This is a genomic window from Cupriavidus sp. USMAHM13 (assembly GCF_001854285.1).
Taxonomy (GTDB): domain Bacteria; phylum Pseudomonadota; class Gammaproteobacteria; order Burkholderiales; family Burkholderiaceae; genus Cupriavidus; species Cupriavidus malaysiensis.
In genome coordinates this window covers 2,033,659-2,049,283 of the sequence record NZ_CP017751.1, presented here as the reverse complement: position 1 = coordinate 2,049,283, position 15,625 = coordinate 2,033,659, and the positions used below count along the sequence as shown (strand labels likewise).

The 15,625-nt window shown below is 67.7% G+C and carries 17 protein-coding genes, 1 tRNA gene and 1 pseudogene; 6 read left to right on the top strand and 13 right to left on the bottom strand.

Annotated elements, in window-relative coordinates; genetic code table 11:
- Positions 1-81: 81 nt before the first annotated feature.
- The 3 genes and pseudogenes from BKK81_RS09025 to BKK81_RS09015 all read right to left on the bottom strand — a co-directional run.
- Positions 82-1,308 carry a patatin-like phospholipase family protein gene (locus tag BKK81_RS09025; RefSeq protein WP_071012218.1) on the bottom strand — a complete coding sequence of 409 codons (1,227 nt, stop codon included), beginning with the start codon at positions 1,306-1,308 and terminating at the stop codon, positions 82-84.
- A complete protein-coding gene (locus BKK81_RS09020) occupies positions 1,305-2,090 on the bottom strand; it encodes a 3-hydroxybutyrate dehydrogenase (RefSeq protein ID WP_071012217.1) in 786 nt (261 codons plus the stop codon). Before BKK81_RS09020 ends, BKK81_RS09025 begins: the two co-directional genes overlap by 4 nt.
- A 77-nt stretch (positions 2,091-2,167) precedes the next feature.
- Positions 2,168-2,437, bottom strand: a pseudogene (locus BKK81_RS09015) (acetoacetate decarboxylase family protein); the annotation flags it as partial.
- 448 nt (positions 2,438-2,885) lie between these two features.
- On the opposite strand from BKK81_RS09015, the gene BKK81_RS09010 reads away from it, so the two are divergent.
- Positions 2,886-3,164 carry a hypothetical protein gene (locus tag BKK81_RS09010; protein ID WP_071012215.1) on the top strand — a complete coding sequence of 93 codons (279 nt, stop codon included), beginning with the start codon at positions 2,886-2,888 and terminating at the stop codon, positions 3,162-3,164.
- A 34-nt stretch (positions 3,165-3,198) separates the two neighbouring features.
- On the opposite strand, the gene BKK81_RS35970 is transcribed toward BKK81_RS09010, so the two are convergent.
- Both BKK81_RS35970 and BKK81_RS09000 read right to left on the bottom strand, forming a co-directional pair.
- Complete coding sequence (locus BKK81_RS35970) at positions 3,199-3,645, bottom strand: hypothetical protein (RefSeq protein ID WP_071012214.1); 447 nt, start codon at positions 3,643-3,645, stop codon at positions 3,199-3,201.
- Positions 3,645-4,460, bottom strand: a complete 816-nt coding sequence (locus BKK81_RS09000; RefSeq protein WP_071012212.1) for a DODA-type extradiol aromatic ring-opening family dioxygenase — start codon at positions 4,458-4,460, stop codon at positions 3,645-3,647. The genes BKK81_RS35970 and BKK81_RS09000 overlap by 1 nt, the downstream gene beginning before the upstream one ends.
- Positions 4,461-4,656: 196 nt before the next feature.
- Here BKK81_RS09000 and BKK81_RS36745 point away from each other — a divergent pair, with 196 nt between their 5' ends.
- Complete coding sequence (locus BKK81_RS36745; protein WP_257786753.1) at positions 4,657-4,791, top strand: hypothetical protein; 135 nt, start codon at positions 4,657-4,659, stop codon at positions 4,789-4,791.
- Between the two features lie 271 nt (positions 4,792-5,062).
- Here BKK81_RS36745 and BKK81_RS08995 read toward each other — a convergent pair.
- From BKK81_RS08995 to cysS, 6 genes are all read right to left on the bottom strand, one after another.
- Positions 5,063-5,156, bottom strand: a tRNA-Ser gene (locus tag BKK81_RS08995).
- Between the two features lie 131 nt (positions 5,157-5,287).
- Positions 5,288-6,538 (bottom strand): aspartate kinase, encoded by a 1,251-nt coding sequence (locus BKK81_RS08990; protein ID WP_071012207.1) that lies wholly within the window; start codon positions 6,536-6,538, stop codon positions 5,288-5,290.
- A gap of 221 nt (positions 6,539-6,759) precedes the next feature.
- Positions 6,760-8,208: a tRNA lysidine(34) synthetase TilS gene (gene tilS / locus BKK81_RS08985; protein ID WP_197523953.1), complete on the bottom strand. Its 1,449-nt coding sequence runs from the start codon at positions 8,206-8,208 to the stop codon at positions 6,760-6,762.
- Positions 8,174-9,145, bottom strand: a complete 972-nt coding sequence (locus BKK81_RS08980; protein WP_071012203.1) for an acetyl-CoA carboxylase carboxyltransferase subunit alpha — start codon at positions 9,143-9,145, stop codon at positions 8,174-8,176. Before BKK81_RS08980 ends, tilS begins: the two co-directional genes overlap by 35 nt.
- A gap of 115 nt (positions 9,146-9,260) precedes the next feature.
- Positions 9,261-10,034: a DNA-3-methyladenine glycosylase family protein gene (locus BKK81_RS08975; protein ID WP_083384022.1), complete on the bottom strand. Its 774-nt coding sequence runs from the start codon at positions 10,032-10,034 to the stop codon at positions 9,261-9,263.
- On the bottom strand, positions 10,019-11,407 hold the full coding sequence (gene cysS / locus BKK81_RS08970) for a cysteine--tRNA ligase (protein WP_071012201.1): 1,389 nt from the start codon (positions 11,405-11,407) through the stop codon (positions 10,019-10,021). Before cysS ends, BKK81_RS08975 begins: the two co-directional genes overlap by 16 nt.
- Before the next feature lie 238 nt (positions 11,408-11,645).
- On the opposite strand from cysS, the gene BKK81_RS08965 reads away from it, so the two are divergent.
- From BKK81_RS08965 to BKK81_RS08950, 4 genes are all read left to right on the top strand, one after another.
- The gene (locus BKK81_RS08965) at positions 11,646-12,320 is read left to right on the top strand and encodes a tetratricopeptide repeat protein (protein ID WP_071012200.1); all 675 of its coding nucleotides are present in this window, start codon (positions 11,646-11,648) and stop codon (positions 12,318-12,320) included.
- A 101-nt stretch (positions 12,321-12,421) separates the two neighbouring features.
- Positions 12,422-13,021, top strand: coding sequence for a peptidylprolyl isomerase (locus BKK81_RS08960; protein WP_071012198.1), 600 nt, complete (start codon positions 12,422-12,424; stop codon positions 13,019-13,021).
- A gap of 26 nt (positions 13,022-13,047) precedes the next feature.
- Complete coding sequence (locus BKK81_RS08955) at positions 13,048-13,548, top strand: peptidylprolyl isomerase (RefSeq protein ID WP_071012197.1); 501 nt, start codon at positions 13,048-13,050, stop codon at positions 13,546-13,548.
- A 66-nt stretch (positions 13,549-13,614) separates the two neighbouring features.
- Positions 13,615-14,412, top strand: coding sequence for a UDP-2,3-diacylglucosamine diphosphatase (locus BKK81_RS08950; RefSeq protein WP_071012195.1), 798 nt, complete (start codon positions 13,615-13,617; stop codon positions 14,410-14,412).
- An 82-nt stretch (positions 14,413-14,494) separates the two neighbouring features.
- Here BKK81_RS08950 and BKK81_RS08945 read toward each other — a convergent pair whose 3' ends face one another.
- Positions 14,495-14,743 carry a hypothetical protein gene (locus BKK81_RS08945; RefSeq protein WP_071012193.1) on the bottom strand — a complete coding sequence of 83 codons (249 nt, stop codon included), beginning with the start codon at positions 14,741-14,743 and terminating at the stop codon, positions 14,495-14,497.
- A 111-nt stretch (positions 14,744-14,854) separates the two neighbouring features.
- Positions 14,855-15,598 carry a serine O-acetyltransferase gene (gene cysE, locus BKK81_RS08940; protein WP_071012191.1) on the bottom strand — a complete coding sequence of 248 codons (744 nt, stop codon included), beginning with the start codon at positions 15,596-15,598 and terminating at the stop codon, positions 14,855-14,857.
- Between the last annotated feature and the right edge of the window lie 27 nt (positions 15,599-15,625).

Below are 15,625 nucleotides of genomic sequence, written 5' to 3'. Positions count from 1 at the left end.
CCTGGCGGCCCGATGCAGCCTCTCAGCGCGTTGACCGTCGCGCCCGGAATTACGCCGCCGTCCCATGCCGAGGCAAACCTGTCACGGCGTGACGGCCTTGCGATGGACGTCATGCGTCACGAAGCCCGCGTCATTGTCCGGCAGGGCAAGACCATCCTTGTTGGCGAGTGTCCTGCGGATATCGGCGAGCCCGGCGGACCAGTGATCGCGCATGGTCGACAGCCCGAACTGATAGTCCTTGTAGTGACGCTCGTGCGCCTTCTGCTGGTAGATCAGGTGCTGGATGTTGTATTTCTTGCTGCATGCCAGCGCCTCGGCCTCGAGACACCAGGGGTCGCTCCGGCGCTGCGCCTCCGGCAACTGATCGAGCACCTTGCGCAGCACGTTGCGATACCGTTGCTCGCGCTCCAGCGTATCGGTAACGAAGCGCGTCCGGCTCGAATACTGCACATCCTTCGTCCGCTCGGTGACGGCGCCCATGGTGCGCGGCAGCGGTCCGCGCGCGCTCCACAGGTCCACCTGGAAGGCGAGCGTATCGCGGCGCGGCCGTGCGCCCAGCACCTCCATCAGCGGCGTGTTCGACACGACGCCGCCGTCCCAATAGTATTCGTCATCGATCTCGACGGGCGGGAACGCGGGCGGCAGCGCACCCGACGCGATGAAGTGCTCCGGCGCGAGGCGCGTATGCACATTGTCGAAGTAGACGAAGTTGCCGGTGCCGACATTGACCGCCCCCACTGAAACGCGGGTCTCGCCGGCGTTGATGCGATCGAAATCGCACAGCTTGAGCAAGGTCGCGCGCAGTGCGGAGGTGTCGTACCAGCTGATCTTCTCCGGATGGTCGGGCACGCCCGGCAGCGGCGGCGGAAAGCGCGGCACGAAGAAGCCCTGCTGGCCCTGCATCATCGCGCTCGCGGCCTGCGACGCGGTGAAGAGCGTGCGCACCTGGTCGATGCTGTTGAACAGCGCTGACTCGAACGCCACCGGGATCGCCGGAAAGAACGCGGGCTGGCAGATCGTCTCCCAGAACTGGCGCAGCCGATCGACGCGATGCTCGGGCGCATTGCCCGCAATCAGCGCGGTGTTGAGCGCGCCGATCGAGATGCCCGCGATCCAGTCGAGGGGAATGCCCGCCTCGTGCAGCCCCTCGAAGACTCCGGCCTGATACGCGCCAAGGGCGCCACCGCCCTGCAGCACGAGCGCGATCGTCTCGTAGGGCAGCGCGCGCGGAGCGCCCGCCCCGCCTGCCTCGTGGCGCGGCTCGACCGGATCGATGGCCTGCTTTTCGGTGCGAGCGCGCGGCTTCATTGCATGAACCAGCCGTGGCTGACCACAAACGACTGGCCGGTGAGCGCGGCGCTCGGGAATGCCGACAGGAACAGCACGGTCTGGGCGACGTCCTGCACCGTGGTAAACACACCGTCGACCGTATTGCCGAGCATCACCTTCTTCACCACATCCTCCTCGCTGATTCCCAGCTCCTTCGCTTGTTCCGGAATCTGCTTCTCCACCAGCGGCGTGCGCACGAAACCCGGGCACACGACATGCGAACGCACATTGTGCCTGGCGCCCTCTTTCGCCAGCACGCGCGCCAGCCCCAGCAGGCCATGCTTCGCCGTCACGTAGGCCGACTTGAGCGGGGACGCCTCATGCGAGTGCACCGACCCCATATAGATCACCACGCCACCGCGATCGTCCTTGTACATGTGCTTGAGCGCCGCCTTCGTCGTCAGGAACGCGCCGTCGACGTGGATCGCCTGCATCTTCTTCCAGTCAGCGAACGCATAGTTCTCGATCGGGTTGACGATCTGGATACCCGCGTTCGACACCAGGATGTCGACCGAGCCGAAGGTCTCGGCCACCTTGTCGATGCCGTGGTTGACAGCATCCTCGTTCGTCACGTCCATCGCGACGCCGATGGCCTTGCCGCCGGCCTGCCGGATCTCTTCGGCAACGGCATTGGCGCCATCCTGGTTCAGGTCGGCGATCGCCACCGCTGCGCCGGCCTTGGCCAGCTCCAGCGCGATTTCCTTGCCGATGCCGCTCGCGGCGCCCGTGACCACTGCGGTCTTTCCGTTCAGCGTGCTCATGCTCGAACTCCTGTCTTGATCGTTGGTGGGAGAAGATGATGGGCCGTCGGCGTCGTTGCGCCAGGTAGTCGTGGACGACTTCGCCCAGCCCATCCGACGGGGATCACCTGGCTGCTTTCGGTGTAGTCGCCGAATCCGGTCGAGTCGGCCATGCGGATGAATTCGTCGTGCACGATCGGCTCGGTGATCTGCAGGGGCCCCGGCACGATTTCGCGCAGGCGGGCCGGATCGGTGCGGCAGGTGATGATCAGGAACTCGCGATCGACGAAGCGGTAGGGACCCAGGGGAAACGCGGGGCTGGTCAACGGCATCGCGAACGCCTTCGATCGGACATCGCTGGTCTTCATGCGGACTCCTTGCCGGGGGTTCGCCATCGCGGATGAGGAGCCGCCATCGTAAGCCTGTCCATCGTCGTTGCGCAATGCCGCAAGCGGGAAATTCCGCCGCGCGGTCCGTGTGGCCGCTCGAGCGGAAATGTCGATATGGACGAGAAGAGACGCCTGCGCAGCGCCCCGCCGCGCCAGGGGCCGGCGAAGAGGCCGGCGGCCAGGGGCCTCCATCCTCTCGAAGTCCGGTTGCATCATGTCACCCGGACGCGCCGCGGCGCTTTCCACCGGTAACGTCCTTTCCAGCCGGGCGCGGCCCCGCTATGCTGATTTCTATGCTGACCCAGTCGCCGTGCAGCGCGTGTTGGATGAAACTTCCCGCGCTCGCGCTCGACACAGAGCGATCGCCGCGCATCATTGCCGATGCAGAGTGCGTCGCGCCCACCTGAACCCGCGCAGGAGATTCCCCATGCAATTTCTGATCGCGTTCACCATGGCACTGCTGGCATCCGGTGCAGCCCTGGCTGCCGGACCGGCGAATCCCCCGGACCGCTATGACTATGACATGCACGTCACCAACAAGGACGGCTATGTCCCGGACGCCGCCAGGTCGACGGACAAGTTCGATCCGTACACGCAGGGCGCCAACCAGAGCACACGCTCGAACCTGACCAGCGCCAAGGACAAGATGAAGCACACCAAGAGCGGCAAGAAGACGGCTCCGGCACACCCGAGCACGACGGAGTAAGGGGCCGGCGCAGCCGCCACGAGCGGCGCGGCCTTCAATCCCCGCGCCCGATCGCCGCAAAGCCGAGATGGTGCATCCACTCGCGCAGGATCAGCACGGCGCTTGCTTGGCGCCGGTCGGCCAGGCCTGATCGGCCGGCCGGCCTGCCGTGCGCCACGGCCACGATTTCGTTGAAGCGCGCTTCGATCTCTTCGATGCTGCGCAGCGCCTCGACACCGGGAGGCAGTTCGCCCTCCACATGGAGCAAGGCACCGGAGGGCAACTGACGCGCGAGCGGCATCACCACGTTTTCGACGTATTCGATGGCGGCCTCCAGTTCCATGGCGGAGGGAGGCTCGCTACGCAAGGGACCGGGGCGGACATTGTCCAGGCCGAGCGCCAGCGTGAGCGCGTGGCGGCGCCCATCCGCGCTGCTGACCAGCACCTCGGACCGGGCGGAACCGAGCAGGAGGCGGACGACCGCCGCAGGTGTGCCGGACATCAGCCGAAGCGATAGCTCGAAACCGAGATGCCGCCGGCGAATCCGTCCTCGTGATAGACGCGCGTGGCGGCCTCGTTCTCGGCGGCACCCGCGGCTACCATGACGGGAATCAGGTGTTCTTCGCGCGGGTGGGCCTGGCGGGCAGCGGGTGCCTGCTCCCATCGCAGCAGCCGTTCGGTTCGGGCACTGCCTTCGTGATGCATCAGCGCATCGCCCAGCCAGCCATCGAAGGCCGCCGACGCGGCCTGGCCCGCCGGGCCGAAGGCACGCAGATTGTGGTAGCTCAGGCCGCTGCCGACGATCAGCACCTCCTCGTCGCGCAGCGCCGCAAGACTGCGGCCGAGGCGGATATGCGCCTCGGGGTCGAGCCCGCGCAGCAGCGACAGTTGTACCACCGGCACGTCGGCCTCGGGAATCATGACGGCCATCGGGGAGAACATGCCATGGTCGTAGCCGCGCGCGGCATCGATGTCGGCCGGCAACCCTGCCGCGCGCACGAGTTCGAGGGTACGCACCGCCAGCGCAGGAGAACCGGAGGAGGCATAGCGGACCTGGTAGGTTTCTTCAGGAAAGCCGTAGTAGTCGTAGATCATGCCCGGGCGCTCCGCCCCCTGCACGGTGAAGGCAGGCGCCTCCCAATGGGCCGACACCATCAGGATCGCCTTCGGCTTGCGTCCCACCTGGCGCGGCATGTCGGCAAGCGCGGCCGCCAGGCGCGCATACGTGGTCTGCAACGCCTGTGGCATCCATGGCCAGGGGCCGCCACCGTGCGAAATGAAATACGTGGGCATGCGGGCTGAGGTACTTGGGGTCATGTCGGGTCCTGGTCTGCATCGCGGTGTGGCGAGACACGGGCATCCTGGGCTCTCGCTTCCGCCGGTATCCGTACTGTACGCCCGGCAATGCCAATCCGGGCAGCCGCAGCGGTGGGAGCCGGCTCCTGGAATACCGCAAGGCGGTGGACCGCGACACGCCGAGCGACGCTGCCGCGGGCCCCTGACGCGGATCGACATGCTGCTGGCCGGCCAGCAGGAAGCGGTGGCCAACCTCGTGCGCTTGCACCTGCGCAACGCGGTACGCGAGAGACCGGATCGCAAGCGGGATCATTGGTTTGCGGCATGGAGAACTGCCGCCACCAACGCCTGAGAAACGACCACCAGGCATACGTGCGCACCGAGGTCCGGCCCGGCAATCGGAGGCATGCCTGGAGAGAGATCCGGACAGAGACCGCTATCGCGCCTCGGCAAGACAGGGAACATGGCATGACGCCGCTTCCCCGGGAAGCAGGCTGCGAGCAGGCTGCGAGGCAAGCCGTGAAGCAGTGGTCAGGGCGTGGGAGCGTGGGAGCCCTTGAAGAAGGCCCAAAAAAACAAAACCCCGGAAGACCGCGATCTTCCGGGGTTCCGCCGCCATTAACTGGCGGAGACGGAGGGATTCGAACCCTCGATCCAGGTTTTGGCCCGGATGCTCCCTTAGCAGGGGAGTGCCTTCGACCTCTCGGCCACGTCTCCCAAACTTGCGTTGTGCAAGGGAGGCTGCACAACGAAGCACGCATTCTAGCGAGGCTAAGTCAGTTGGTCAATGATAATTCGATGACAACTGCACTTTTTTTTCGTGCCCCGCCAGCAAGCAAGCGAATGCGTCAGGCCTGCTCGAGTTCGAACGCCTTGTGCAGGGCGCGCACGGCGAGTTCCATGTACTTCTCGTCGATCAGCACCGAGATCTTGATTTCCGAAGTGGAGATCATCTGGATGTTGATGCCCTCTTCCGACAGCGTGCGGAACATCTTGCTGGCGATGCCGACGTGCGAGCGCATGCCCACGCCCACCACCGACACCTTCGACACCTTCGGGTCGCCCAGCACGGTGGCGGCGCCGATGTGGCCCTTGACGCCGTCGTTCAGGATCGCCAGCGCGCGCTGGTAGTCACCGCGCGGCACGGTGAAGGTGAAGTCGGTCTTGCCGTCCACCGACTGGTTCTGGATGATCATGTCGACGTCGATGTTCGCGTCGGCGATCGGGCCCAGGATCTGGTAAGCGATGCCGGGCTTGTCGGGCACGCCCAGAACGGTGATCTTGGCCTCGTCACGGGCAAAGGCGATGCCGGAGATGACGGCTGCTTCCATGTCAGACTCTTCCTCAAAAGTGATCAGCGTGCCCGAATGCATTTCCTGTTCGAGCGGCAGCAGGGGGTCGGTCAGCGACGACAGCACGCGGGTCTTCACGCGGTACTTGCCGGCGAACTCCACCGAGCGGATCTGCAGCACCTTGGAACCGAGGCTGGCCATTTCCAGCATTTCCTCGAAGGTGATGCGGTCCAGGCGGCGGGCATCTTCCACCACGCGCGGGTCGGTGGTGTAGACGCCGTCGACGTCCGTGTAGATCAGGCACTCATCGGCCTCGATGGCCGCGGCGATCGCCACAGCCGAGGTATCGGAGCCGCCACGGCCCAGCGTGGTGATATTGCCGTCGGCGTCCATGCCCTGGAAGCCGGTGATGACCACCACGCGGCCGGCGTCGAGGTCAGCCAGGATGCGCTCGTCGTCGATCGACTCGATGCGGGCCTTGGTGAAGGCCGAATCGGTTTTCACCGGCACTTGCCAGCCGGTGTAGCTGACGGCGTCGATGTCCTCACCGTGCAGGGCGATGGCGAGCAACGCGACGCTGGCCTGCTCGCCGGTGGAGGCCAGCATGTCCAGCTCGCGCGGGCTCGGCTGCGCCGAGATCTCCTTGGCGAGGCCCAGCAGGCGATTGGTTTCGCCCGACATGGCCGAAGGCACCACGACTACGCGGTGACCGGCGCGGTGCCACTTGGCCACGCGCTTGGCGACATTCTTGATGCGTTCCGTGGAACCCATCGAAGTGCCGCCGTATTTGTGAACGATGAGAGCCATCTTCTTGTCGACGCCAGCGATTGTGCAAAACCACTGAAAATACACCAAGAACCCTTGCCAGGCAAGGCAGCAGGTCGATCAGCGCACGAGTCGGACATCACGCCACATCTCGATCTCACACCAGGCTGGGCGCCGCCACTGCGCGGCCATGTCCCGCGGCAGTCACGCAGGCGTGCCGGCGATACCTGTGAGAGCTTCCTCGTCCAGGCCTCGTCCAGGCTTCATCCAGGCCTCACCCAGGCCTCGTCGCCGCCCTGCTCCACCCACTCGACGCGCCAGCGCGCTCCCGTCCCGGCGTCCGGCCAGCGCCGGTGCATGCCGAGCCCGGCGGCCAGCACCAGCGTATCCCCGGCCCACAGCAGCGGCAGCGCGGTGCGGCGCCAGGCCGGTACGCCGGCCTCCTGGTAGGCCTGCTTGAGCGCCCGCGCGCGGCCGCCCGGCCGCAGCACGATGCGTTCGCCGCCACGCCGGGGAGCCAGCGCAAGCGGCTGGCGCAGCACCGCCTCCGGCACGCCGAAGGTATCGTCGCGCGTGAAATGGAGCGCGCCCTGCCAGGCCGGCACCGCCAGGCTGGCCTCACCGTGCCAGGCCAGCGTCACCGTTGCCTGCGCCGGCAGCGTGCGCGCGCGGCATGCCAGCACCCGGCCCTGGAAGCGGCGCAGGACGAGGTCCTGATGATGGAGTGCCGGCTCGCCTCCGGCATGGTCGAGCAACTGCGTGCGCATCGCCGCCAACCGCGCTGTCGACGGCGCGTGCATGCCGAGTTCGCGCAGCCACAAGCGCAGCACCGCATCGGCCTGGCCTTCCGGCAAGGCCCGGAGCCCGTCCAGGTCCAGCTCGGCCAGCGTGTCCGCGTCGCGACCCGGGCCGGCCAGCCGCGCCAGCCGCTCGGCGGCAAGCTGGTCCAGCAGGGCACCGGCCTGGGCGAAGTGCGCGGCCGCCTGAGCGACATTGGCGCGCAGCGCGGGGAAGGCCGCCAGCAGGTCCGGCATGCGGCCGCGCAGCGCATTGCGCGCGAAGCGCGGGTCGGCGTTGGTGGGATCCTCGACCCAGGGCAAGGCATGCGCCGCGCAGTAGGCATCGATGGCTTCCCTGCCCTCGTCCAGCCAGGGACGCAGCAGCAGCACGTCGGACCCGGGCGCGAGCCGCCTGGCCGCCGGCATGCCGGCCATCCCGGCCACGCCGGTGCCGCGGAACAAGCGCAGCAGCACCGTTTCGACCTGGTCGTCGAGGTGGTGGGCGAACAGCAGCAGGCCGGCCCCGGCGTCGCGGCACATGTCTGCCAGCGCCGCATAGCGCGCGCGGCGCGCCGCCGCCTCCAACCCTTCGCCGGCCAGCGGCCGCACCACCGCGCGGCGCACGAAGTAGCCGACCTGCCAGCGCGCGCACAGGTCCGCACAGAAGGCATCCCACTGGTCGGCCTGTGCCTGCAGGCCGTGGTGCACGTGCAGCGCCACCAGCCGCGCCGGCAGCGCGCCGTCGGCAAGCGCCGCGCGCGCGGCATGCAGCAGCGCCACCGAATCGCGCCCGCCCGACAGCGCCACCGCAACGGCTCCCGCCGCACCGCCAGAAACAACAAAGGCCGCACCGCCCCGCAGGGACTGTGCGACCTTGTCGGTCAGGCGCGCGGAGGGATCACTCGCGGGCGCCGGTTTCCTTGAACTTGCCATAGGCCAGCAGGCGCTCGTGGCGCCGTGCCTGCAGTTCCTTCACGCCCATGCCCTGGAACTGGCGCAGCGCATCGGCGAGCGAGCGCTTGAGCATCGCGGCCATGCCCTTCGGGTCGCGATGGGCGCCGCCCAGCGGCTCGTTGACGATCCTGTCGATCAGGCCAAGCGCCTTCAGGCGGTGCGCGGTCAGGCCCAGCGCCTCGGCGGCCTCGGGGGCCTTCTCGGCGGTCTTCCACAGGATGGAAGCGCAGCCCTCGGGCGAGATCACCGCATAGGTGGCGAACTGCAGCATCTGCACCACGTCGCCCACCGCGATGGCCAGCGCGCCGCCCGAGCCGCCTTCGCCGATGATGGTGGCGATCAGGGGCACCTTCAGGCCGGCCATCACATACAGGTTGTGGCCGATGGCCTCGGACTGGCCGCGCTCTTCCGCGTCGATGCCGGGGAACGCGCCCGGGGTGTCGACGAAGGTGAAGATGGGCAGGCCGAACTTGTCGGCGAGTTCCATCAAGCGCTTGGCCTTGCGGTAGCCCTCGGGCTTGGACATGCCGAAGTTGCGCAGCGCGCGCTCCTTGGTGTCGCGGCCCTTCTGGTGGCCGAGGACCATGCACGCCTGCCCGTTGAAGCGGGCCAGGCCACCGACGATGGACAGGTCGTCGGCGAAAGCACGGTCACCGTGCAGTTCGTGGAAGTCGGTGAAGATTTCCCGCACGTAGTCCAGCGTGTACGGACGTTGCGGGTGGCGGGCGATCTGCGCGACCTGCCAGGGGCTCAGGTTCGCGTAGATGTCCTTGGTGAGCTGCTGGCTCTTGCCGGCCAGCCGCGAAATCTCTTCGGAAATATCGACGGCCGAGTCGTCCTGCACGAAGCGCAGTTCCTCGATCTTCGCCTCGAGTTCGGCGATCGGCTGCTCAAAATCCAGGAAGGTGGTTTTCATGAAGGCACATGTACCTGTCTGTGAAGGGGCGCATTCTACCGGAATTTACCCCCGATCTTATCCGCCGGCAGACATCGCCGGCGACACTTTCTCGCAAAATCTTCGCGAGAAGAAACTAATACGTCACCGGAAGCGGATCCAGGCTGCGCCACATATACCAGGTGGCCACCGTCCGCCACGGCTCCCAATTGGCCGCGACCTCGCGCGCCTCGCTGCGTGTGACCGGCTCGCCGCTGAAGTAATTCGTCGAGATCGCGTTGATCAGGCCGATGTCGTCGAGCGGCAGTACGTTGGGCCGCATCAGGTTGAACATCAGGAACATCTCCGCGGTCCAGCGGCCGATGCCGCGGATCTGCGTCAACTCCGCGATCACCGCCTCGTCGTCCATCTCCGCCCATTGGTTGACATGCACGCGGCCGGCCTTGAAATGCTCGGCCAGGTCGATGATGTACTCGGCCTTGCGCCGGGACAGGCCGCAGGCGGCCAGTTTCTCGGTGCCGGCCTTGACCAGCTGTGCCGGCGTCAGCTTGGGACAGGCGACGACGAGCCGCTCCCAGGCCGCCTGCGCGGACTTGACCGAAATCTGCTGCCCCACCACCGAGCGTGCCAACGTGATGAACGGGTCCCCGCGCGCGACCAGGTGGCCCGGGCCATAGGTGGGAATCATCTTGCGCAGGATGCGGTCACGCTTCATCAGGTCGGCGCAGGCCTCGTCCCAGTAGGCGGGGCGCACGACCTCGACGTCGCTGTCGACCGGCAGCGGCACGGCGCCGCCCTTGCCGTCCGCCTTGGCCACGCCGGCAGCCTTGCCGGCGCGGGCCGGCGCAGCCTTGGCCGCGCTGGCGGCGGCGGGCGTCTTGCGCGCGACAGCGTTCAAGCACGCCTCCATTCGGTCACGCCACCCGGCTTGTCTTCCAGCACCACGCCGGCCGCCAGCAGTTCCGCACGGATGCGGTCGGCCTCGGCGAAGTTGCGCTCGGCCTTGGCGGCCTTGCGCGCGGCGATGCCGGCCTCGATCTGCGTCGCGTCCAGTCCGTCGGAGGTGCTGCCCGCTTGCAGGAAGGCATGCGGGTCGCGCTGCAACAGGCCCAGGGTGCCGGCCAGCGCCTTGAGCTGGCGCGCGGCGGCGGGCGAAGCGGTACGGTTGACTTCGCCGGCGAGGTCGAACAGCACCGAGAACGCGATCGGGGTATTGAAGTCGTCGCACATGGCCTCGCGGAAGCGCTGCGCATGGGCTTCGTTCCAGTCGAGCGGCTCGCCGTCGGCCTGTGCATCCTTCAGGGCCGTGTAAAGACGGGTCAGGGCGTGGCGCGCATCGTCGAGATGGGCCTCGCCGTAGTTCAGCGGACTGCGGTAGTGGGCGCGCAGGATGAAGAAGCGCACCACCTCGGAATCGTAGGCCTTCAGCACGTCGCGGATGGTGAAGAAGTTGCCGAGCGACTTCGACATCTTCTCGTCGTTCACGCGCACGTGGCCGTTGTGCATCCAGTAGTTGACGAAGGGCTTGCCGCTGGCGCCCTCGGACTGCGCGACCTCGTTCTCGTGGTGCGGGAACTGCAGGTCGGCGCCGCCGCCGTGGATGTCGAAATGCTCGCCCAGCAGCGTGCAGCTCATGGCCGAGCACTCGATATGCCAGCCTGGACGCCCGCGACCCCAGCGCGAATCCCACTTGCTCTCGTCCGGCTCGCTGGCCTTGGCAGACTTCCACAGCACGAAGTCGAGCGGATCCTGCTTGGCCTCGTTGGTGCTGACGCGCTCTCCCGCGCGCAGGTCTTCGATCGACTTGCCGGAAAGCCTGCCATAGCCGGGGAACTTGCGCACCGAGAAATTCACGTCGCCGTCCGCGGCCTGGTACACCAGTCCGTTCTGCTCGAGCTTGTCGATCAGGTTGAGCATCTGCGGCACGTACTGGGTGGCGCGCGGCTCGTGGTCGGGGCGCTGCACGCCAAGTGCCGCCGCGTCCTCGTGCAGGGCATCGATGAAGCGCTCGGTCAGCGCGCCGATGGTCTCGCCGTTCTCGGCGGCGCGGCGGATGATCTTGTCGTCGATGTCCGTGATGTTCTGCACATAGGTCACTTCATAGCCGATGGTGCGCAGCCAGCGCTGCACCATGTCGAATATCACCATGGCCCGCGCATGACCCACGTGACAGTAGTCGTACACCGTCATGCCGCAGACATACATGCGGACCTTGCCGGGTTCGATGGGCACGAAGGGCTGCTTGGCACGCGCGAGCGTGTTGTAGATATTCAATGAATGCATGAAACGAAGTGAATGATGGGGGAAGCACGCCGACGGTGTGCCGCCTGGCCGGGCGCGTACTGCAGTACGGATCACTGATTGAATCACTTCCAGCCGAGCCGGCGCTTGCTCCAGCGCAAGACTGGCGCGTCCCATATCTTACCGGAAGCGCGCCTGGCGGTCGCCGCGGGGCGGCCGAGCGCGTACCGCCCGTCCACGCTTTGCTAGAATGCCGCCGAGTATAACGGACCGCCCGAAAATGAGCCTGCTCCTGCCCTCCCTCGAATTCGCGGCCGCGCGGCTTCGGGCCCGCCGCGGCGCCGCCGCGGCAACCGCTGCCGTGCTGCTGGCCGGCCTGCCTTGCCTGGCCCAGGCCCAGATGCCCATGTCCCTGGCCGCGCCGGCGGCCTCCACCCCGGTGCGCTCCGCCGACCCGGGCATGGCCGACGCCGAGAAGGCCGTGAGCCAGAAGCATTACGCCCAGGCCGTGGAGCAGTTCGACCGCGTGCTGGCGGCCAATCCACGCAACGTGCAGGCGCGCTTCGAGCGCGCCTGGGCGCTGGCCCAGGGCGGCCGCGAGCAGGACGCCGAGCGCGCCTTCGCGGAGATTGCCCAGGACTTTCCCGAGTTGCCGGAACCGCACAACAACCTGGCGCTGCTGTATGCCCGGCGCGGCGAGTTGAAGCGGGCCGAGGCCGAGTTGCTGCTGGCGATCGACGTCAATCCGGCTTTTGCCGTGGCCTACACCAACCTGGGCGACGTCTATCGCCGCCTGGCGGAACAGGCCTACGCCGACGCGCTGCGCCGCAGCCCGGGTGATGCGCGCGCCAGCGCCGCCCTCGGCCAGTTGCGTCAGGCGGCAGCGCCCGCCGCACCTGCCGCGGCCAAACCCGCCGCAGGAGCGAACCCGGCCTCGTCCCCGGCAGCGCGCTGAGATCCACCCGGCCGCGCCCCCCCCCGCTTCGCGCCAGGCCGCTGCGGCGCGCCGCGCTGGGCGACCGCGCGGCATTCCCCTCGTCACCCAAGGAGTCCGTCATGTCCCTTTCCAGACGCCTCGCCATCGCCGGCATGCTGGCCGGCGCCCTCGCCCTGAGCCCGCTGGCCGCGCTGGCGCAGTCCGCGCCGGCGGCCAAGCCCAAGGCCGAGCGGGTGCAGTTCACCACCAGTGCCGGCAAGTTCACCGTCGAGGTCTACCCGGACGCGGCGCCGAAGACGGTCGCCAACTTCCTGGAGTACGTCAAGAGCGGCTTCTATGCGGGCACCATCTTCCACCGCGTGATCAATGGCTTCATGATCCAGGGTGGCGGCTTCGACCGCGAGATGAACGAGAAGCCGACGCGCGCGCCGATCCCGCTCGAAGCGCGCAACGGCTTGAAGAACAAGGCCGGCACCATCGCCATGGCACGCACCAGCGACCCGAACTCCGCCACCGCGCAGTTCTTCGTCAATGTGGTAGATAATCCCAACCTCGACTATCCGGCACCGGACGGCAACGGCTACGCTGTCTTCGGCAAGGTGATCGATGGCATGGATACCATCGATCGCATCAAGGTCGCCCCGACTACCGCCTACGGGCCGATGCGCAATGTGCCGGCCACGCCGATCGTGATCCAGTCGGCCAGCATCGTCCAGTAGGCATTGACCCAGAGAAAGGAAAGCAGATGTCCAAGGTTCAGCTCCAAACCAGCGAAGGCGTGATCACGCTCGAACTCGATGCCGAGAAGGCTCCCAAGACGGTGGAGAACTTCCTGTCGTACGTGCGCAAGGGCCACTACGACAACACCATCTTCCACCGCGTGATCAAGAACTTCATGATCCAGGGCGGCGGCTTTGAGCCCGGCATGAAGCAGAAGGGCACCGACGCGCCGATCGACAACGAAGCCGGCAACGGCCTGAAGAACGACCGCTACACGGTCGCCATGGCACGCACCAACGCGCCCCACTCGGCAACCGCCCAGTTCTTCATCAACGTGGTCGACAACGACTTCCTGAACTTCTCGTCGCCGACGCCGCAAGGCTTCGGCTATGCCGTGTTCGGCAAGGTGGTCGAAGGCACCGAGGTGGTCGAAAAGATCAAGGGCGTGCGCACCGGCAGCTCCGGCTTCCACCAGGACGTGCCGCTCGAAGACGTGATCATCGAGAAGGCCACCATCGTCGAGTAATGCCTCACGCACCGGCGCGGGCCGCGGGTCCGTGCCGGCTGCTGCGGCCAAGTGCGCCCCGCGACCATGACCGCCCCCCCTGCCCCGCCGGCGTCCGGCGTGCCTGAACTCCAGGTGCCCGCGCCGGCGTGGTTCATTTCCGACCTGCACCTGACGCCCGCCATGCCCCGCACGCTGGCGGCCTTCGAACGCGCGCTGGAACGCGCGGCAATGCAGGCACACGCCCTGTTCATCCTCGGCGATTTCTTCGAATTCTGGATCGGCGACGACGAGACCGGCACGCCCTTCGCGGCCGGCGTGGCCGCCGCACTGCGCACGCTGGCGACAGGCGGCGTGGCCGTTTACCTGATGCACGGCAACCGCGACTTCCTGCTCGGCGAGCGCTTCGCCGCCGCGGCCGGTGCCACGTTGCTGCCCGATCCCACCGTGATCCGCTGCGCCGGCCGGCGCGTGCTGCTCAGCCATGGCGACATGCTCTGCACCGACGACGCACGCTATATGCGCTTCCGGCGCCTGACGCGCAACCGCTGGGTGCAGCGCGCCTTCCTGGCGCTGCCACTAGCGGCGAGGCTGTCAGTGGCGCGCCGCCTGCGCGCCGACAGCGAAGCCGGCCGCGCGCGGCCCCAGCAGCCGCGCAACTATGGCGACGTCGCGCCGCAGGCCGTGGCCGGGCTGATGCGCGCGAGCGGCACGGACCTGCTGGTACACGGCCACACGCACCGGCCCGCACGCCACCTGGAAAGCACCGGCGAGCGTTGGGTCCTGACCGACTGGGATCTCGACGGCGCGCACGGCGGCCCGCCACGCGCGGCGGCCTTGCAACTCGACGACTCCGGTTTCCGTACGGTACCCCTGGACGACTGAGCGGCCGTGGCCGCCGGCTCAGTCGAACCGGCGTTGCAGGAGCGATCGCCCCCCGCGCGGCCGGCCACCCGCCGCCACGTGTTCAATCGTCACCCCAGCGCCAGCGCGGCGGCTCCCCTTTGCGCCAGCAGATAGCGAGCAGCAGCGCGCAGAGCGTCAGCTGGCTGCCGATGAAGGCGCCCGGCCGGGTGTGCGGCGGGAAGCAGGCAACAGCCATGCCGACCAGGAGCGCATATACGGCATACACCAACCAGCCCTGCCAGCACGTAGGCAGGCCCCAGCCCCATCCGTAACGCTTGGCAGGGAACCAGTACCTGGGGGACGATGGCATGGCGATGCTCCTTGGCAGAAACGCCGGAACGCGCCGGCGACAGCCACATCATAGGCCCGCGCGGCGAACAAGCGAGCCCCGCCGCCGCGTGGACGCGGTGGCGGAGGTGCCCTATTTCAGGAGCTTGCGCAAGTCGCTGGCATCGAAGCTTTCGTTGGGTGTCTTCTCCAGGTGCTCGCCGAGCCGATCCAGCGCCGCCAGTACCGCCTCGATGCGCTCATGCTGGCGGGCCGCGTTGTCGATCAGGCTCTTCAGCGCCAGCGACACCGGATCGTCCGCATTGGGCGTGATGCCATAGGCGGAGAACTCCTGCTTCGCGGCCTGCTGCTGCGGCGGCGCGTCCGGCAGGATGATGCGTGCCGGCACGCCGACCGCCGTCGCACCCGGCGGCACCGGCTTGAGCACCACGGCATTCGAGCCGACGCGCGCGCCGTCGCCGACAGTGAAGCCGCCCAGCACCTTGGCGCCGGCGCTGACGACCACGTTGGCGCCGAGCGTCGGATGGCGCTTCTGGCCCTTGTAGAGCGAAGTACCGCCCAGGGTCACGCCCTGGTAGATGGTGCAGTCGTCGCCGACCTCGGCGGTCTCCCCGATGACCACGCCCATGCCGTGGTCGATGAAGACGCGCCGGCCGATGGTGGCGCCGGGATGGATCTCGATCCCGGTCAGGAAGCGGGACCAGTGCGAGATCCAGCGGCCCAGCCAGCGCAAGCCCGCGTTCCAGCAGCCGTGCGCGAAGCGGTGGAACATGACCGCGTGGAAGCCGGGGTAGCAGGTCAGGACTTCGAGGCGGCTGCGCGCAGCGGGATCGCGCAGCATGATGGCGTCGATATCTTCCTTCAGACGAGTGAACATCGTGTCGTGTCGTGGTGCCATGCCGTG